Raw genomic sequence first — 17,286 nt, 5'->3', positions numbered from 1 at the left:
GGCTCCTTTTCTGCCAGACCGGCATAAAGGAGTTTATGGTGAAAAAATGGAACTTGCCTCGAATCGACAGTAAATTCGCGGTCATAGCCCTATCCGTGGTGACGCTGGTCTATTTCATCGTGCTGCCTCTGGCGGTACTGATTTATGACAGTGTCATGGTGAATGGGACGTTTGACCTGAGCAATTATGCGGCGGTGTACAGTCAGAAAGTGAACCTGAAGGCCCTGTGGAATACGGTGGAGATTTCCCTGCTGGTCATGGTCCTCAGTGTGCTGATCACTTTTCCTCTGGCCTGGCTCATCGGCCGTACGGACCTGCCGGGACGGAAAAGATTCCGGACCCTGCTGGTGGCCAGCTATATGATCCCTCCCTATGTGGGGGCCATTGCTTGGACCCAGCTGCTGAACCCGGATGTGGGATATTTGAATCAGCTGCTCAAGACCCTGTTTTCCCTGTCCCAGGCTCCCTTTAACATCTATACCCGGGGCGGGATGATCTGGGTCCTGACCTTATTCTATTCTCCCTTTGCCTTCATTACCATTTCCCGGGCCATGGAAAAGATGGATCCCACCCTGGAAGAGGCTTCCCGGATTGCCGGGGCTTCCCCTCTGAAGGCCCTGTGGGATGTGACGCTGCCTCTGATGGCGCCCAGCATTCTGGCCGGTGGCCTCCTGGTGTTCATCGGTGCCGGCTCCTGTTTCGGTATTCCGGCCATCGTGGGGATGCCGGGGAATATCGAAGTGCTGACCACCCGGATCGTTTCCTTCGTGTACATGGGAGATGACAAGGGCATCCGGGATGCCACCACCCTGGCCGTTTCCCTGATGTTCCTGGCCAACGGGCTGCTGTTCTTCATGAGCTGGATGCTGGGCCGGAAGGACTATACCACCATCAGCGGCAAGAGCACCCGGCCGGTACTGGTGGAACTGGGCAAATGGAAGGGGCTGGCTACGTTCTTTGTGGGTGCTTATGCCTTCCTATCCGTGATCCTGCCTCTGGGGTCCATCATCATGACCTCGTTCATGGTCAGCATGTCCAAAGGAATCCGGCTGGATAACTTCGGCATCGACGCCTGGATTCCGGTGCTGGAGAACAGCCAGTACCTGGACTGCATCTGGCGGTCTCTGGGTTATGCCTTTATCTCGGCCTGCATCGGTACATTACTGGCACTGTTCGTGGCGTACCTGTCCGTGAAGACGAAGGTGCCGGGACGGTCTCTGCCGGATATCCTGGTCATGGTGGGAGGCAGTACCCCCAGCGTGGTCATTGCCCTGGCCCTGATCATCTTCTTCTCCGGCAATTTCGGGCTGAACCTGTATTCCACCATGTGGATCCTGATCGTCAGCTACCTGGTGAAGTATATGACCATGAGCGTGCGGACCATTGCGGCTTCTCTGAGCCAGATTTCCAGCAGCCTGGAGGAAGCCGGGCTCAACGCCGGAGCGGACTGGCTGCGGATCTGCAAGGACATCATCATGCCGCTGATCGCACCGTCCATCGTGGCCGGCTGGTTCCTGATCTTCATGCCCAGCTTCTACGAACTGACCATGTCCAACCTGCTCTATGGCAGTGATACCCAGACCATCGGGGTGCTGCTGTATGAACTGCAGACCTATGCGGATACCCAGAATGCCTCAGTCCTGTCCGTGATCATCCTGCTGATCGTCATGGTAGGGAACCTGATCCTGAACAAGGTGTCCAAGGGCAACATTGCCATCTGATGAGGAGGGAATATCGTGTCACAAGTCAAATTGGAACATTTGTATAAACGGTTTGGAAATGTTACGGCTGTGGGAGATTTCAACCTGGAAGTCCAGGATGGAGAATTCGTATCCTTCCTGGGGCCCTCCGGCTGCGGCAAATCAACCACCCTGCGCATGATTGCCGGATTCGAGCGGCCTACGGAAGGGGATATCCTTCTGGGGGACCAGGTGGTGAGCAGTGCGGAATCCCATGTGTTCGTGCCGCCGGAAAAACGGAATATTGGGATGGTATTCCAGTCCTACGCCGTATGGCCGCATATGACCGTAGCAGAAAATGTGGCCTATCCCCTGAAGATCCAGAAAGTGCCCCGGGAAGAACGGGACAGACGAGTGAAGGAAGCCCTGGAAATGGTCCACCTGGACCGGTATGGCGAGCGGTACCCCAGCCAGCTTTCCGGTGGTCAGCAGCAGCGGGTGGCTCTGGCCCGGGCCCTGATCGCCCAGCCGGGACTGCTGCTTTTGGATGAACCTCTCTCCAACCTGGATGCAAAACTGCGGGAAAGCATGCGGTTCGAGATTTCTTCCCTGCAGAAACGGCTGGGCATTACGGTGATCTATGTGACCCACGATCAGTCGGAAGCCATGACCATGAGCGACCGGATCGTGGTGATGAACGCCGGAGTGATCCAGCAGGTGGGCAAACCGTATGATGTATACACCCATCCGGCCAACAAGATGGTAGCCGATTTCATCGGACTGGTGAACTTCCTGCCGGCAGAAGTGAAAGGAGACCGGATCTTCGTAAAAGGGACCCAGGTTTCCTTCCCCAATACGGCAGGGCTGCCCCAGGGCGAGGCTGTACTGGGCGTGCGGCCGGAAAACATCACCCTTTCCAGGACGGGAGGCATGCTCCAGGGCCAGGTGAAACACCGGTTCTACATGGGGGATGCCGTGGATTACCGGATCCAGGTGGGAGCGCAGGTACTGCGGGTGATCACCCATGGCAGTTCGTATCATCAATGGGCTGACGGAGAAACCCTGTATTTGGATCTGGACGCGGTGATCCCTCTGGGCAATGAGAAAAGCAACTATATCATTACGTAATCAAAAAAGAAGGAGCTGTGAAAAAATATCCACAGTTCCTTTTTTTCGGCGCCAGCGGGTCTCCATTTATACTTCCACCATCCTGCTTTTCTGCTCCAGCCGTTGTACAGTTTCGGCCAGGCCCTGCTGGAGCGTGGGATAACCGATCTTCTGCAGCCGCTCGATGGGGCCGGAAATGCTGAGAATAAAGATTTTTTCCTTCATATGCAGAGGCATGGCAACAGCGGCGACGCCCTGATCCACTTCGCCTTCGGAGATGCAATATCCGTCCCGCAGGATCTGCAGCAGCTGATTCTTCAGCAGCCGCTGTTTCGTCCGGTCCTCCGGGTACAGTTCTTCCACGAGGGCATTGCGCAGTGCTTCCGGCTGGGCAGCCAGGAGGGCTTTGCCGGAGGCTCCCATCTGCAGGGGTACGATGTAGCCCCGTTCACCGGCGATACCAAGCCGATGGCGGCTTTTGGCCATATCCACACAGATTCCTGTATGACCCAGGAGTACGGACAGGACCACGGTTTCGTTGAACTTCTCGGCCAGCCGGTGCATCTCTTCGGAAAGGAGATCCCGGGAGGTGTTGTGGACGGAAACGGCGGAAGCTACCAGCAAAATGCCGGTGCCCAGGCAATAGCGACCGGTCTGGGGGGACTGGCGGATCCAGCCCGCATACTGCAGAGTTCGCAGCAGACGGTAGACGGTGGTCTTGTGCAGGTCCAGGGCCCGGCTGATTTCGGTCAGGCTCAGGGATTCCTTGCGCTGGGAGGCATACAGTTCCAGGATCCGGGTGGCGTGCAGGACGGAATGGACCAGGGGGGTGGTTTCAGCCATGATGGGACTCCTTTCTCAGGGAAAACACGTTTTTCGCTCTCATTATAAGAAAGGGATATGCCAACGTCAAGGAAGTTTGTTTCATTATAGTGTACGAATTGCAAAATGGTGTCCAATTTCGTTGACTTCTCCTGGGGGGGTTCCTATAATGGGGCCATACATGGAAAATACAGTTTCAAGTGAGAAGGAGAGAAACTTATGGATAACTTCAGTCTGCAAAAACCGTTGAATATGGCCCCTACGGGCATTGCCACCTTTGCCAAGAGTGAACTGGCAACGGATATCTATCACCTCGATGGGGATATCGCGGTCATCGGGGCTCCCTTTGACCTGGCCATCCAGGGCCGGACGGGTTGCCGCCTGGGGCCCCGGGGCATCCGGCTGGGGTCCACCCGGTTCAGCTACAAGAAGGGTGGCACCTACGATTCCGAACGGAAAGAATTCTATATGGATACGGACAAGTGGAAAGTGGTTGACTGTGGGGACGTGGACTACATCCCCGGAGATCTGCTGGGTACCATGGCCAATCTGCGGGAAGCCGTGAAAATCATCCAGTCCCAGAAGGTAATGCCGGTGGTCCTGGGCGGCGACTGCGGCGTTGATTTTCCTATGCTCCAGGGGATGGAAGGCGTGGGAAATTTTGATATCATCCACATCGATGCCCATCTGGACTGGACCAAGCCCCTGGACGGACAGAAATACTTCAATGGTTCTCCTATGCGGAATGCGGCCGGACTGCCTTACGTGGGCCGGATCCTGCACCTGGGCATCCGGGGGATCGGCAGCAGCGGTCCGGAAGATTTTGCGGAAGCCCGGGAACACGGGGACGGGATCTATTCGGTACGGGATGTGCGGAGAAAAGGCATCGACACCATCCTGGAGGAATTCAGGCCGGCAGAGAAAGTGGTGCTGTGCTTCGACATCGACGCCATGGATGCAGTCTATGCACCGGCCACCGGCTCTCCCATGTTCGGGGGATTCAACTATGACGATGCAGTGGACATGCTGGAGGCCATCGCACGCCATACAGAACTGGTGGGGATGGTGTTGACGGAAGTGGCTCCTCCTTTTGATGATGTAGGCGGGACCACCGGGTACCTGGCAGCCCGGCTGATTTCCGACATGCTGGGGTTTGCCACCAAAGCCAAAGAACCGAAGGCCTGACCCATGACGGGGGCGAACAGAAGGAGGCCCGGGCAATGGATCACCATGATCGGTTTCTGTGTGGCCATGGAGGTGATCTTGGCCCGGTTCCTGTCCCTGCATACCTGGAACCTGAAAATCGGATTCAGTTTCCTGCCGGTGGTGGCAGCCGCCTGCTGGGGCGGCCCTTTGGCCGGTGGCCTTACCGGAGCGCTGGGGGACCTGATCGGAGCCCTGCTGTTTCCGGTGGGGGCCTACTTTCCCGGGTTCACCCTGTCGGCGTTTCTGGATGGGGCCGTTTATGGAGTCATTTTCCAGAAGGGCACGGGCAGGAAGCAGATCCTGCTGGCGGTACTGATCGTCCAGCTGGGCATCAGCCTGCTGCTGAACACCTTCTGGCTGACGGTGCTGTTCCAGGTGTCCTGGAAAGATCTGGTGGCTCTGCGGCTGTTTCAGTGCGCCACCGGGATTGTGATCAAGGTTCTGCTGCTGGGCCTGGTCCTGCCGGTACTGCAGAAGCATCTGGAGAAAAGAGCATAAAAATCGGGTATCGCATCTGGGTGCGATACCCGATTTTTTAATCAGCGCCTAGCGGAAGTTTTTCTTTCTGTGTGTGTTGCTTTCCTTCAATCTGCTTCCACAGTTTGTCAGCCATGGGCTTCCAGGCCCTGGCATAGGCTTCACAGCTGTCGCACAGGGTGTCCACACTTTCCGGCGACTGCAGGTCGGTGGAATGGGCTCCGCTGCGATGGACCATGGCTTTCAGGCACTCCGGATTTTCCAGCATGGGGCAGGGACGCAGATGGTTCCTGTTGAAGGGCTGACCTTTGGCGTATTCCCGGAACAGGGGTTGCTGCAGGCAGGTGAGCAGGTCGTCCCTGTTGATATTGGCGCTGGAGTAGTGGATGAACACACAGGGTTCCACGTCCCCGGCCGGGTTGATGTGGCAGTAGTTCCGTCCACCGGCAATGCAGCCGCCGATGAACTGGCCATCATTCTGGAAGTCAATGGGGAACAGGGCGATGGGGTTGTCACTGGACCGGATTTCCCGGATCCGATGGACCATATAGGCCCGCTGCTCCGGCGTGGGCAGCAGATCCAGGGAAGCGGCGTTGCCCACCGGCATATAGTGGAAGAACCAGCTGTACCACACACCGTGATTCACCAGCATCTGCAGGAATTCGTCGCTGGTGACCGTGGAGATATTCTTGCGGGTGTAGCAGATGGAGGTGCCGAAGAAGATACCGTGTTTCTTCAGAAGGTCCATGGCATGCATGACCTTGTCAAAGTCACCGGCGCCCCGGCGGCTGTCGTTGACAGCTTTATAACCTTCGATGCTCAGAGAGAAGCTTAGGTTCCCTACATCGGTGACCTGGTTGCAGAAGTCTTCATCGATCAGGGTCCCATTGGTGAAGGTATGGAATTCACAGTCCGGATGCGCTCGGCACAGGCGCAGGATATCAGTCTTGCGGACCAGAGGTTCGCCGCCGGTCATCATGAAGGTATGGACGCCCAGCGCCTTGCCTTGTTTGACGATTTTGTCCATGGTTTCATAAGAAAGGTTCAGGGTATGACCATATTCGGCAGCCCAGCAGCCGATGCAGTGCATGTTGCAGGCACTGGTGGGGTCGAACAGGATGGTCCAGGGAATGTTGCAGTGGTATTTTTCCCTGCAGGCCTTCCGGGTCTTTAAACCGTAGAATCCGGATTCAAAGCCCAGGTTCATGATGCCCTTTTTCAGGATGTTGGGGTTCAGGGTATCCAGGCCCCGCTCTACGAAGTTCCACCATTTGCCACCCTGCTGGATCAGCGTCCGGGCACCCTCAAAGGAACTTTTGTCAAAAAAGCTCCCGAAGAATTTTTCCATCACATAGGAAAGCCGGAGCAGGGATTTTTTCCGATCCTCCGGATCCTTTACCGATAAAACGTGGTCGACGATCACTTCGACTGCCTTGCGCTCTGCATCATGGGTCAGCTTGTTCACCATGATCTGTCATCTCCTTCATCATCATAAGCAATTTCTATACCCTATTATAGTCGGCTAAAATTAAAAGTCAAAAGAACAAATTAATTTCACAATTAATTATTTTGACAAAAAAGAAAGTGTAACACGTGGTTACACTTTCTTTTTACAGCAGGTATTCCAGCAGGGCGAAAACCCCGCCACCGGCGACCACGGCCACCCCCAGAGACTTGGTCTTCAGGACCAGCGGGGTGATGAGCAGCGTGGTCAGCAGGGGTATGTTCGTAAGGGAAAGATTCAGGCGGCCCTGGGTCAGGAAAATATCCGGAAAGACCAGGGCACCGAAAATCGCCGGCGGGACGAAATTCAGCCACACCTTGAACCATTGGGGAATGGGATGTTTCCGTATGATGGCCATGGGGATCACCCGGGGCAGAAAGCCCGTCAGGGCCATGATCAAGACAACAGTCAGAATGTAGGTCTGGTTCATAGGGGTCATACGTCGCTTCCTCCTTCCTCCATGGTTCCATAGGCTTCCTCATCATCGGTTTCTGACAGTTTTTCCCCCTCTTCCGAAGGACTGGCTCCTTTTCCCCCATGCTTCATGTACAACCAGGCAGCGATTCCGGAGGGAAGCAGGGAGGCCAGTACGATGTGCAGCTTGTAGGGCACGAACTGGGACAGCACCACCGCCAGGATACCGGCCGTGAGCCCGGTGAGCACCATGGTCCTATCCTTCAGATAGTTGGACCAGATGCCCAGGAACATAGCGGTCAGGATATAGGATACCAGGGACAGATCCAGGTGGATCAGGGTGGAGGCATAGCAGCCGAAGGCATTGGCTACGGCCCAGACGAACATACTGAGCAGATCCAGCCCCAGGGCTTCTTTGTGGGTCCAGTGCTCTTTTTCATCCTGGAAGGAGGAAAGGTTCAGGGCGAAAGTCTCGTCGGTGGTCCCGTAGGAGAACAGGGTGGTATACAGGCTGGATTTCCTGGAGACCAGAGGTGCCAGGGTGGAAGTGAACAGGGAATAGCGCAGGTTGACCATCAAAATGGTCAGCGCAATGGAGATATAGGAAGCACTCTGGATCATCATGGCGATCCCGATGAACTGGGAACTGCCGGCAAAGGCCAGCACACTCATGACGAACATCAGGAAGGGAGACAGTCCCGCCTTTTCTCCCAGCATCCCGCAGGCCATCCCCAGGACGAAATAGCCGATGATGATGGGGGTATCTTTCTGAACCACCCGACGTGTAATGTAGCCCATGAGAACACCTCTTTCTAAAGGAACCAGACGTTGTATTCTGCATACAGAATTCTTGGCCCCTATTATATACCACTTTACAATTTTTTACTATAGAAGCTTAGATATGGTATAATAACCCTATGCTGTAAGCGTATACTTGCGCCTTGAATCATACAAAGAATCCATAAGATTTTATTGTTTTCTAATGGGAGTGATACCAATGGCCGAAATCAGACCGTTTGCTGCCCTGCGTCCGGTACCGGAACTGGTCAGCCAAATTGCAGAATTACCCTATGATGTGATGAGTACCCGGGAAGCGAGGGATATCCTGAAGAAAAATCCCCTGAGTTTCGTCCGGGTGAGCCGGGCCGAAGCAGACCTGCCGGAAGGGATTTCCGAAACGGATCCGAAAGTCTATGCCAAAGCCAGAGAGAACCTGGAGGAGTACATCGCCAAGGGGCAGATGAAGCAGGATCCCCAGCCTTGCTACTATATCTACCGCCAGCAGATGGGCGCCTATATCCAGATCGGTCTGGTGGCCGTCGCTTCTCTGAAGGAATATAAGGAAGGCATCATCAAACGGCACGAACTGACCCGCCAGGGGAAGGAAACGGACCGGGTGAACCACATCATGGCCACGAAGGCCCAGACGGGGCCGGTGTTCCTGGCTTATCGGAGCAAGGGCCTTTTGACGGCATTCCTGCTGGAGTACATGGGAAGCCATACGCCCGTCTACAATTTCGCAGGGGAGGATAAGGTCCGCCACACCTTGTACGTAATCAACGAACCGCTGAAGGTGAAGGAAGTGACCCGCCTGTTCCAGCAGGTTCCGGAACTGTATATTGCCGACGGGCATCATCGCTGTGCGGCGGCCCTGCGGGTGGCGGAAGAACTGGGCAAGCGGCCCGGCCAGACGGGGAAGGAAGAATACAACTATGTACTGTCCGTGATTTTCCCTTCCAATATGCTGCACATCCTGCCCTATAACCGGGTAGTCCGGGATCTGGGTGAACTGAGCGAGGAGAAGTTCCTGGAAATGGTCCAGGAAAACTTTGAACTGGAAAAGGATGACCGGCCGGTAGCACCTCAGGCTCCCCACGTCTTTGGCATGTACATCAGCGGCCAATGGTACAAACTGACGGCCAGGGAAGGGACCTATCCGGAAACGGATCCCATCCATTCCCTGGATGTGAGCATTCTGCAGGACAACCTGCTGGCACCGGTGCTGGGCATCGACGATCCACGGACGGATCCCCGCATCGATTTCGTGGGCGGCGTCCGGGGCCTGGGAGCGCTGGAAGATGCCGTGGATGGGGAAGATGCCACGGTGGCCTTCTCCCTGTATCCCACGTCCATGGACCAGCTGATGAAGGTGGCCGACCGGGGCGAAGTGATGCCTCCCAAATCCACCTGGTTTGAACCCAAGCTGCGGGATGCACTGACGGTACATATGATAGGAGATGAACAGGATGGGAAGAGTCTTTAATTTCGGAGCAGGACCCTCCATGATGCCGCTGCCGGTACTGGAACAGGCCCAGCGGGAATTGCTGGATTACAAGGGCAGTGGCATGTCCATGCTGGAAATCAGCCATCGGAATAAGCTGTTTGAAGAGGTCAATGATCAGGCCCAGGAACATATCAAACGTCTGCTGGGCATGGATGACAGCTGGGTGGTCATGTTCATGGGCGGGGGCGCTTCCCTGCAGTTTTCCATGGTTCCCATGAACTTTTTGACGCCCGGGAAGGTGGCGGCTTATGCCATTACCAGTACCTTCTCTGAAAAGGCCATCAAGGAAGCCCACAAGGTAGGAGATGCGGTGGAAATCTACAGCAGTAAGGCTACCGGTCTTGACCGGGTACCGCGGCCGGAAGAACTGGTATTGCCGGACAACTGTGCGTATCTGCATCTGACCGGCAACTGCACCGCCGAAGGGCTGGAATACTTCGAATATCCGGATACGGGGGATGTACCCCTGATCGTGGATATGTCCTCGGACATCCTGAGCCGGCCCATCGATCTGGAGCGATTTTCTCTGATTTACAACGGCGCCCAGAAGAATATCGGGCCAGCCGGGGTGACGGTAGTCATGGCCAGAAAGGATTTCCTGAAGGGTCGGGATCCCCAGCTGCCCACCATGCTGAACTATGAAACCTACGCCGATCACGATTCCACCTACAATACGCCGCCGGTATTCGGCATCTATCTGGTGGATCTGATGAGCCAGTGGCTGCTGGACCAGGGCGGCCTGGAAAAAGTGGAACAGAACAACATTGCCAAGGCCCGGAAGGTCTACGACCTGCTGGATACCTATCCGGACTTCTATCGGGGCCATGCCCGGAAAGACAGCCGGTCCCTGATGAATGTAACTTTCAATCTGCCGACTGGGGATCTGGAAAAGAAGTTCGTGGAAGAAGCCGGGGTCCATGGCCTGGTGGGCCTGAAGGGCCATCGGTCCCTGGGTGGCATCCGGGCTTCCATCTATAACGCCATGCCTGCAGAAGGGGTGCAGGCTCTGGTGGACTATATGGAAGAATTCTACAGGAAGAACCGGTAACAGGCGGGGATCCATTTTCAAGAATCACAACAGCAGGGGCATTGCGAACCGGCAATGCCCCTTTTTGCAGAACCAAAGGAGTCAAGATCATCATGTGTATCATGCTGCAGCATGGCGTTCCCGTTCTCCAGATCGACGCTATCTGTACCGTAGCATTGGCAGCCCTGATGCTGCTGCTGGGAGGCTTTTTGAAAGCCCGTTCCAGCCTTTTGCAAAAATATTGTCTGCCCGTCCCGGTGGTGGGCGGCTTCCTGGCCATGTTCCTGGTGCTGGTCTGTCATCTGACCGGTATCCTGGAATTCAATTTCGATAAAAGTTTCCTGTATCCCTTTATGATGGCGTTCTTTACGGCTATCGGCATGGGGGTGAACCTGAAGTCCTTCCAGAGCGGAGTCAATACCGGAGGGAAACTGCTGCTGGTCTATTGGGCTGCCTGCGGGGTCATTTCCCTATGCCAGAACCTGATCGGCCTGACCCTGGGCCATTTCCTTCACCTGGAGCCGGCTTATGCCCTGCTGGCCTCAGCCATTTCTATGGTGGGCGGCCACGGGGCGGCCGGTGCTTATGGCAGTACTTTTGTGAGCATGGGCTACCCGGCCGCCATGGAAGTGGGAGCGGCCTCGGCCACCCTGGGGCTGATCTTCGCTGTCATGGTGGGGGGACCGCTGGGACAGAAGCTGATCGTACGGCATCATCTGCAGCCGGAACCGGAGCAGCAGGAGGCCAGTGTGGAAAGTGCGCCGGGGGAAGCACCGGCCCAGGTTCCCCTGAGCCAGACGGAAATCTATACCAATATGGTGGTATTCCTGCTGTGCATGGGCCTCGGCATTCTGGTTTCCGAGGGCATCGGCTGTCTGCTCCATATGAAATTTCCCGGGTATGTAGGCGGGATGCTGGTGGGAGTGGCAGTCCGTTTCCTGAATGAACAGTTCCACTGGTACCGGTACGGTGTACGGCTTATCGGGAATACCGGGGAAATGATGCTGAACCTGTATCTTGCCATTGCCCTGATGACCCTGCAGGTCTGGCATCTCCAGGGAATCCTGGGCAGTGTGTTCCTCATCGTCCTGGCCCAGGTGGTATTCATGGTCCTGGTGGCCTATTTCCTGGTGTTCCGGGTGCTGGGCTCCAACTACGATGCGGCCATCATGTGCGCCGGGCTCTGCGGTCACGGGCTGGGGGCCATGCCGTCCGCCCTGGTGAACATGAATGTGCTGACGGAAAAGTACGGCATGAGCCAGAAAGCCTTCCTGATCGTCCCGGTGGTGGGATCCTGCCTGCTGGACCTGTTCTATCAGACCCATACCCTGATCCTGATCAAGCTGTTCGTGCAGAATTTGACATAATTTTGACTTTTTGACTTTTTCTATTGACAGAAAGGGGTCCATCCGATATTCTGGAGGCAGAAAAAGTACAAGTAAGGGAGGAAACTTCTATGAAAAAAGTCTTGGTTACCATTGCAGTGGTAATTCTGCTGCTGGTTGGCTGGATCTTTGGATCCTACAATGGGCTGGTCACTGCCAATGAAAATGTCAGTGGCAAATGGAGCCAGGTGGAAACCCAGCTGCAGCGGCGCAGCGATCTGATCCCCAACCTGGTGAATACCGTGAAGGGGTACAGCACCCATGAGGAGAAAGTCTTTGCCGATGTGTCCAATGCCCGGGCCAAACTGGCCGGAGCCCAGAATGTGACCGATGCAGCCCGGGCTGACGGAGAACTGAGCAGCGCCCTGAACCGTCTGCTGGCCATTTCGGAAGCCTATCCCCAATTGAAGGCCAACACCAATTTCATCCAGCTGCAGGATGAACTGGCCGGTACGGAAAACCGGCTGGCGGTGGCCCGGAAGGACTACAACGATGCGGCCCAGGCTTACAATGCCAAATTGAAGAGCGTCCCTACAGTGTTCGTGGCCCGGCTCATGGGATTTACGGAACGGAGCTATTTCAAGGCAGATGCCCAGGCCCAGAGCGCACCCCAGGTGAAGTTCTGATAGCCTGACAGTCCGGGAAGGAGGCATGCCATGAAACGATTGCTGCTGCTCCTGATGGTCTTCTGCCAGCTGCTGGCTGCTCCCCTGAAGGTCGGCGCTGAGGCAAAGGTGCCTCCCAGACCTGCCACCAGCATCTATGTGCAGGACCAGGCCGGGGTCCTTTCCCGCAATACCAGGGCAGCCATCAATGCTTACAGTACGGCACTGCAGAAGAAGACCAAAGCCCAGATCGTGGTGCTCACGGTACCCAGCCTCCAGGGACAGTCCCTGGAGGACTATTCCCTGACCGTGCTGCGGTCGTGGGGCATCGGGGATCGGGAAAAGAACAACGGAGTCCTGCTGCTGGTGGCAGTGCAGGACCGGAAAAGCCGGATCGAAGTGGGATATGGGCTGGAAGGAGCCCTGCCCGACGGGCTCACCGGACGGATCCAGGATCAGTACATGCTGCCTTATTTCCGCAGCAACGACTACGACAAGGGGATCCTGAACGGCTATTCGGCCCTGCTCCAGACCGTGCTGAAGGAGTACAACCTGACAATAAAGGATCTGGATGTGCAGGGCGCCCAGCCGGCGAAGACGGATCCGGGAGGGGAGATTTCTCCTCTGACCCTGGGCATCGGCCTGGTGGGCTTCCTGATCCTGTTTTTATTGGACCGGATCTTCCTGGGCGGAGCCCTGTTCCGGTTCCTGCTCTACAGCTTCTTCTTCCGTGGCGGCGGCCGCGGAGGTGGCGGTTTCGGCGGCGGCAGCTTCGGCGGCGGGTCCGGCGGAGGCGGCGGTTCCAGTCGGAGCTGGTAAAAAGATGTGAAAAAAGAGCTGTGAACGATTTTGTTCACAGCTCTTTTTGATAAGGCAATCAGAAACGGAAATCCCGTTCCCCCTGATCGATCTTTTCCAGGTAGCCTTCGCAGGTGGCACGGACCACCGGGCTCTTGATGTGATTCAGTTCCCGTTTGATGGCTTCCATGCCTTTTTTCTTTGTATCTTCGCTGGCATAGTCATCCAGGTATTCCCGCAGGGTCAGGAGCGCATTGGGCTGGCAGCAGTTGGAGATTTCTCCGGTCTTGGCCAGGCTCATGAACCGGTCCCCGGTACGGCCTGCCCGGTAGCAGGCGGTGCAGAAGCTGGGGATGTACCCGTCGGTGAGCAGCCAGTTGATCACCTGATCCAGGGTCCGGTTGTCGTTGACTTCGAACTGGGCAGAATCTTCCTCTTCCTCTTCTGCATAGCCGCCCACACTGGTACGGGAAGCCCCACTGATCTGGGAAACGCCCACGTCCAGCACGGCTTTCCGGGTGGCAGCGCTTTCCCGGGTGGAAATGATGATCCCGGTGTAGGGCACGGTGATCCGCAGGATGGCCACGATCTTCTTGAACATGTCATCACTGATGGCGTTGGGGAAGGACTTGACGGAAATGTCATCGGCAGGGCGGATCCGGGGTACGCTGATGGTGTGGGGGCCTACGCCGAATACGGCTTCCAGGTGTTCCTTGTGCATCAGCAGGCCGGCAAAGTCGTACCGGTACATGTTCAGTCCGAACAGTACCCCTACGCCCACGTCATCGATGCCGCCTTCCATGGCCCGGTCCATGGCTTCCGTATGGTAGGCATAGTCATGTTTCGGACCATTGGGATGGAGCTTTTCATAGTTTTCCCTGTGGTAGGTTTCCTGGAAAAGGATGTAGGTGCCGATGCCGGCTTCCTTCAGCTTCCGGTAGTTTTCCACAGTGGTGGCGGCGATGTTCACGTTTACCCGGCGGATGGCACCGTTTTTGTGTTTGATGCTATAGATGGTGTGGATGCATTCCAGGATGTACTCGATGGGGTTGTTCACCGGGTCTTCACCGGCTTCCAGGGCCAGTCGTTTGTGGCCCATATCCTGCAGGGCAATGACTTCCTTCTTGATTTCTTCCTGGGTCAGCTTTTTCCGAGCAATGTGTTTGTTCTTCTGGTGGTAGGGACAGTACACACAGCCGTTGACGCAGTAGTTGGACAGGTACAGAGGGGCAAACAGGACGATGCGCTGGCCGTAGATTTTGTCCTTGATTTCTTTGGCCAGGTCGTAGATGCCTTCCAGGATGGCGGGATCTTCGCAGGCCAGGAGCACGGAGGCTTCCCGGTGGCTCAGACCCTTCAGGGTGCGGGCTTTTTCCAGCAGGCTCTGGCAGTAGGCCATGTCTTTGCTCTTTTCATCAGCAAAAGTCAGGGTGTCCAGGATTTCCTGATGGTTGATGAATTCGTCCGCTTTCGGTGATGCCGGATTGTACGGTATGGTCATTTTTCCTCCCCTTTGCTCCCCCTAGAAAAAAGGAGCTGCCGCCCGTTTTGGGCGCAGCTCCCTCCAAGGATGTCTTTGTTGGATCGGTACTGCCTTAGTACGCGGTAAACCTTGTACGCAGGGAGCATATTATGTGTATTGTAACGTGTGTAACAATAAAATGCAAGTACAACGCAGTAAAATAAGGTTCTATAATAAATGTTGGGGTCTTGTGGACACTCCTGTTCACAAGACCCCTTGTCTTACGATAAAATAAAGACATATCTAAGCTACATTTCACCTCAACCACCACGAAGAACTGAAAGGAGAATAGATATGTCTTTCTTTCATTTTATCGAAAAAAGCTTCCATTGGGAAGAGGGTTCCATAAAAGAATTTGAAAAATTGGGATCCAGCCTCCTCCTTTACGTGGAATTCACTTCTACAGCTTCTCGTTGCCCCTACTGTCATCATAAAATTCTTCATATTAAGGACTATCGGGACCAAAAAGTCCTCTTAGGGCACTGGAACACCCATCCTGTTTCTGCTATTGTTCATAAAAGAAGATTTTTTTGCCCTTGCTGCCATAAGACATTTTATGAAAAAATTCCTGGCGTCGAGCATTACCAGCGGCGTTCTAACGATGTAAAGAACAGCATCATCCAAGCCTGTTCTGAACTGGCGAGCTTTAAAGCTATTGCCAGAAGCCATGGTGTCTCTGTTTCCACCGTAATCCGGTATTTTGATGGACTTACTTTTAAAAGGCCTCTCCATCTGCCTGAAGTTCTTTCTTTAGACGAATTTCGTGGGAACGCTCATGGGCAAAGATACCAGGTCGCTGTGAATGACCCTCAGCGTCATGAAACTCTCGATATTTTGCCAAAGAGGACAGCGCTGGAATTGATTCGTTATTTTAGCCAATTTTCAAGAGCAGAGCGATTGAAAGTAAAATTTGTCGTAATGGACCTTTCGTCACTTTTCCGCAAGGTCATCAGAGCGATGTTTCCTGGTGCAACAATTATTGGTGACCGATTCCACATACAGAGACTGGTCATTTGGGCGCTTGAACGGGTTAGGAAAAATGTACAAAAGTTATTCGACGAAAAAAGAATTTATTTCAAGAGAAACAAACATATCTTGAACAAGAGGGGTGATCGTCTGACAGAAGAAGAACTGGCCAGCCTTCGGGAAATCTTGAAGCAGTCTTCAGAATTACAGAGAGCCTATGCCTTAAAAGAGGCATTCTTTAAGGTGTTTTCTATGAAAGAACGGTCTGCTGTTGCTTCATTCTTATCTCGTTGGTTATCATTAGTCGAAGAAAGTGGGGTTGAAGAATTCAAGAGTGTTATAAAGACGTTCACTGATTGGAAGACAGAGATTTTGGAAGGATTGAGTCAAGCGTATTCGAATGGTTTTACGGAAGGAATGAACAATAAGATTAAGGTGTTAAAGAGAGTAGCATTTGGTTTTCGCAACTTTGAACGATTCCGTTCTCGGATTTTACTGCTTTCGATGGTGAAATTAAAATAAAAACAGACGTGAGCAAAAATCGCTCACGTCCGTGTGTGGTAGATGAATTGGAGCTTACCCCAACATTTGACAAAGAACCTAAAATAAGCTCCCGGAAACTGACTCATTTCACGGGAGCTTCAATATCCTGTTGATTTAGTTGTCATCTCTTGTTCACACAATTGAACCTGTATTTTGGACTCACCCCAATAATCATTTCTTTTCGTACTTACACGATCCTGTATTTTGGACTCACCCCAAAGGCCAATTGGCTTACTTGAATTGCAATTCCTGATAACCGATCAACGCAGTTGCCGGGTTCAAAAGAGCCGTCCCGGTAAGGGTTGCAGTTTCGAAAGTGGCTTTGTAAATCACAAACGGTGTACCGCTCTTATCGTCTGTATATTTCGTGACCACAATGTTTTTGGCATCCGGATAGTCTGCCAATATGGTTCCTTTCACATCAGCTTCCGTTTTGTTCACCGTAACGGATCCGGGATAATTGGACGTCTTGATGACGGCCTTCTGTACTTTGCTGGTGGCCCGATCCACAACGATCTCATACCGTTGCAGGGTATCAGGGACCAGGTACTCCAGATCAAATTTTGCATCATCCGTTTTCGCACTTGTCAGCACCGCTTCAGGCGGTACCACCTTTGCTGCAGCATCGATTGCAGCCCGTTTGCTGGCAATGGTATCTTTCACGGCTGGTGCAGCCATTGCGGGAACAACCGTACCTAAAGAGGAAGCAACAACCAATCCGGCAACGATTGCTTTAGCGATCTTTTTTTGTAGGCCCATTGGAATCTCCTCCTGTCATCCGGAAAGCCTCTCCTTGAGGACCTTTCCTTCGTTCATCTATATCATAGCCGCATCCTGGAAAAATTGCAAGAAAAATCAATTTCCTTTATCCAAGTAAAGAAAAAACGTATTGATTGTTACACTACAAATAAAGAGAGCTGTTGCATTTGCAACAGCTCTCTGATCAT

Annotated in this window: 16 protein-coding genes; 10 read left to right on the top strand and 6 right to left on the bottom strand. The window is 54.1% G+C overall.

Annotated features, from left to right (window positions below; all coding sequences use genetic code 11):
* Positions 1-35: 35 nt before the first annotated feature.
* Together BQ5462_RS02965 and BQ5462_RS02960 are read left to right on the top strand one after the other, a co-directional pair.
* Positions 36-1,721: an ABC transporter permease gene (locus BQ5462_RS02965; protein ID WP_071141949.1), complete on the top strand. Its 1,686-nt coding sequence runs from the start codon at positions 36-38 to the stop codon at positions 1,719-1,721.
* Between the two features lie 15 nt (positions 1,722-1,736).
* Positions 1,737-2,807 carry an ABC transporter ATP-binding protein gene (locus tag BQ5462_RS02960; RefSeq protein WP_071141948.1) on the top strand — a complete coding sequence of 357 codons (1,071 nt, stop codon included), beginning with the start codon at positions 1,737-1,739 and terminating at the stop codon, positions 2,805-2,807.
* 66 nt (positions 2,808-2,873) lie between these two features.
* On the opposite strand, the gene BQ5462_RS02955 is transcribed toward BQ5462_RS02960, so the two are convergent.
* A complete protein-coding gene (locus BQ5462_RS02955; protein WP_071141947.1) occupies positions 2,874-3,629 on the bottom strand; it encodes an IclR family transcriptional regulator in 756 nt (251 codons plus the stop codon).
* 198 nt (positions 3,630-3,827) lie between these two features.
* Here BQ5462_RS02955 and BQ5462_RS02950 point away from each other — a divergent pair, with 198 nt between their 5' ends.
* Together BQ5462_RS02950 and BQ5462_RS02945 are read left to right on the top strand one after the other, a co-directional pair.
* Entirely contained in the window at positions 3,828-4,793 is a 966-nt protein-coding gene (locus tag BQ5462_RS02950) for an agmatinase (RefSeq protein WP_071141946.1), read from the top strand.
* Between the two features lie 3 nt (positions 4,794-4,796).
* The gene (locus BQ5462_RS02945; RefSeq protein ID WP_071141945.1) at positions 4,797-5,312 is read left to right on the top strand and encodes a folate family ECF transporter S component; all 516 of its coding nucleotides are present in this window, start codon (positions 4,797-4,799) and stop codon (positions 5,310-5,312) included.
* Between the two features lie 37 nt (positions 5,313-5,349).
* On the opposite strand, the gene BQ5462_RS02940 is transcribed toward BQ5462_RS02945, so the two are convergent.
* From BQ5462_RS02940 to BQ5462_RS02930, 3 genes are all read right to left on the bottom strand, one after another.
* Entirely contained in the window at positions 5,350-6,756 is a 1,407-nt protein-coding gene (locus BQ5462_RS02940) for a radical SAM/SPASM domain-containing protein (RefSeq protein WP_407923322.1), read from the bottom strand.
* Between the two features lie 145 nt (positions 6,757-6,901).
* Positions 6,902-7,234, bottom strand: coding sequence for an AzlD domain-containing protein (locus BQ5462_RS02935; RefSeq protein ID WP_083378049.1), 333 nt, complete (start codon positions 7,232-7,234; stop codon positions 6,902-6,904).
* Positions 7,231-8,007, bottom strand: coding sequence for an AzlC family ABC transporter permease (locus BQ5462_RS02930; protein WP_071141943.1), 777 nt, complete (start codon positions 8,005-8,007; stop codon positions 7,231-7,233). Before BQ5462_RS02930 ends, BQ5462_RS02935 begins: the two co-directional genes overlap by 4 nt.
* A 199-nt stretch (positions 8,008-8,206) precedes the next feature.
* Between BQ5462_RS02930 and BQ5462_RS02925 the strand changes: the two genes are divergently transcribed.
* The 5 genes from BQ5462_RS02925 (at position 8,207) to BQ5462_RS02905 (ending at position 13,329) form a co-directional block, all read left to right on the top strand.
* On the top strand, positions 8,207-9,472 hold the full coding sequence (locus tag BQ5462_RS02925) for a DUF1015 domain-containing protein (protein ID WP_071141942.1): 1,266 nt from the start codon (positions 8,207-8,209) through the stop codon (positions 9,470-9,472).
* Entirely contained in the window at positions 9,456-10,541 is a 1,086-nt protein-coding gene (gene serC, locus BQ5462_RS02920; protein WP_083378048.1) for a 3-phosphoserine/phosphohydroxythreonine transaminase, read from the top strand. The genes BQ5462_RS02925 and serC overlap by 17 nt, the downstream gene beginning before the upstream one ends.
* 92 nt (positions 10,542-10,633) lie before the next feature.
* Positions 10,634-11,887 carry a sodium/glutamate symporter gene (locus BQ5462_RS02915; RefSeq protein WP_071141940.1) on the top strand — a complete coding sequence of 418 codons (1,254 nt, stop codon included), beginning with the start codon at positions 10,634-10,636 and terminating at the stop codon, positions 11,885-11,887.
* Between the two features lie 89 nt (positions 11,888-11,976).
* On the top strand, positions 11,977-12,531 hold the full coding sequence (locus tag BQ5462_RS02910; RefSeq protein ID WP_071141939.1) for a LemA family protein: 555 nt from the start codon (positions 11,977-11,979) through the stop codon (positions 12,529-12,531).
* 30 nt (positions 12,532-12,561) lie between these two features.
* Positions 12,562-13,329, top strand: coding sequence for a TPM domain-containing protein (locus BQ5462_RS02905; protein ID WP_071141938.1), 768 nt, complete (start codon positions 12,562-12,564; stop codon positions 13,327-13,329).
* A 58-nt stretch (positions 13,330-13,387) separates the two neighbouring features.
* Here the strand turns inward: BQ5462_RS02905 and hydG are convergent, their stop codons facing one another.
* A complete protein-coding gene (gene hydG, locus BQ5462_RS02900; protein ID WP_071141937.1) occupies positions 13,388-14,809 on the bottom strand; it encodes a [FeFe] hydrogenase H-cluster radical SAM maturase HydG in 1,422 nt (473 codons plus the stop codon).
* 315 nt (positions 14,810-15,124) lie between these two features.
* Between hydG and BQ5462_RS02895 the strand changes: the two genes are divergently transcribed.
* Positions 15,125-16,318, top strand: coding sequence for an ISL3 family transposase (locus BQ5462_RS02895; protein ID WP_071141821.1), 1,194 nt, complete (start codon positions 15,125-15,127; stop codon positions 16,316-16,318).
* A 252-nt stretch (positions 16,319-16,570) separates the two neighbouring features.
* Here BQ5462_RS02895 and BQ5462_RS02890 read toward each other — a convergent pair whose 3' ends face one another.
* Complete coding sequence (locus tag BQ5462_RS02890) at positions 16,571-17,098, bottom strand: hypothetical protein (protein WP_071141936.1); 528 nt, start codon at positions 17,096-17,098, stop codon at positions 16,571-16,573.
* Positions 17,099-17,286 lie beyond the last annotated feature (188 nt).

Source organism: Acidaminococcus timonensis, assembly GCF_900106585.1.
GTDB classification, from domain to species: domain Bacteria; phylum Bacillota; class Negativicutes; order Acidaminococcales; family Acidaminococcaceae; genus Acidaminococcus; species Acidaminococcus timonensis.
This window is presented reverse-complemented; position numbering and strand designations above follow the sequence as displayed.

Bases quoted from the DNA above. Each gene is read 5' to 3' on its own strand.
- BQ5462_RS02955 (WP_071141947.1), bottom strand. From the start codon at position 3,629: ATGGCTGAAACCACCCCCCTGGTCCATTCCGTCCTGCACGCCACCCGG.
- hydG (WP_071141937.1), bottom strand. From the start codon at position 14,809: ATGACCATACCGTACAATCCGGCATCACCGAAAGCGGACGAATTCATC.
- BQ5462_RS02965 (WP_071141949.1), top strand. From the start codon at position 36: ATGGTGAAAAAATGGAACTTGCCTCGAATCGACAGTAAATTCGCGGTC.
- BQ5462_RS02950 (WP_071141946.1), top strand. From the start codon at position 3,828: ATGGATAACTTCAGTCTGCAAAAACCGTTGAATATGGCCCCTACGGGC.
- BQ5462_RS02890 (WP_071141936.1), bottom strand. From the start codon at position 17,098: ATGGGCCTACAAAAAAAGATCGCTAAAGCAATCGTTGCCGGATTGGTT.
- BQ5462_RS02945 (WP_071141945.1), top strand. From the start codon at position 4,797: ATGACGGGGGCGAACAGAAGGAGGCCCGGGCAATGGATCACCATGATC.
- BQ5462_RS02910 (WP_071141939.1), top strand. From the start codon at position 11,977: ATGAAAAAAGTCTTGGTTACCATTGCAGTGGTAATTCTGCTGCTGGTT.
- BQ5462_RS02905 (WP_071141938.1), top strand. From the start codon at position 12,562: ATGAAACGATTGCTGCTGCTCCTGATGGTCTTCTGCCAGCTGCTGGCT.
- BQ5462_RS02915 (WP_071141940.1), top strand. From the start codon at position 10,634: ATGTGTATCATGCTGCAGCATGGCGTTCCCGTTCTCCAGATCGACGCT.
- BQ5462_RS02925 (WP_071141942.1), top strand. From the start codon at position 8,207: ATGGCCGAAATCAGACCGTTTGCTGCCCTGCGTCCGGTACCGGAACTG.
- BQ5462_RS02935 (WP_083378049.1), bottom strand. From the start codon at position 7,234: ATGACCCCTATGAACCAGACCTACATTCTGACTGTTGTCTTGATCATG.
- BQ5462_RS02895 (WP_071141821.1), top strand. From the start codon at position 15,125: ATGTCTTTCTTTCATTTTATCGAAAAAAGCTTCCATTGGGAAGAGGGT.
- BQ5462_RS02930 (WP_071141943.1), bottom strand. From the start codon at position 8,007: ATGGGCTACATTACACGTCGGGTGGTTCAGAAAGATACCCCCATCATC.
- serC (WP_083378048.1), top strand. From the start codon at position 9,456: ATGGGAAGAGTCTTTAATTTCGGAGCAGGACCCTCCATGATGCCGCTG.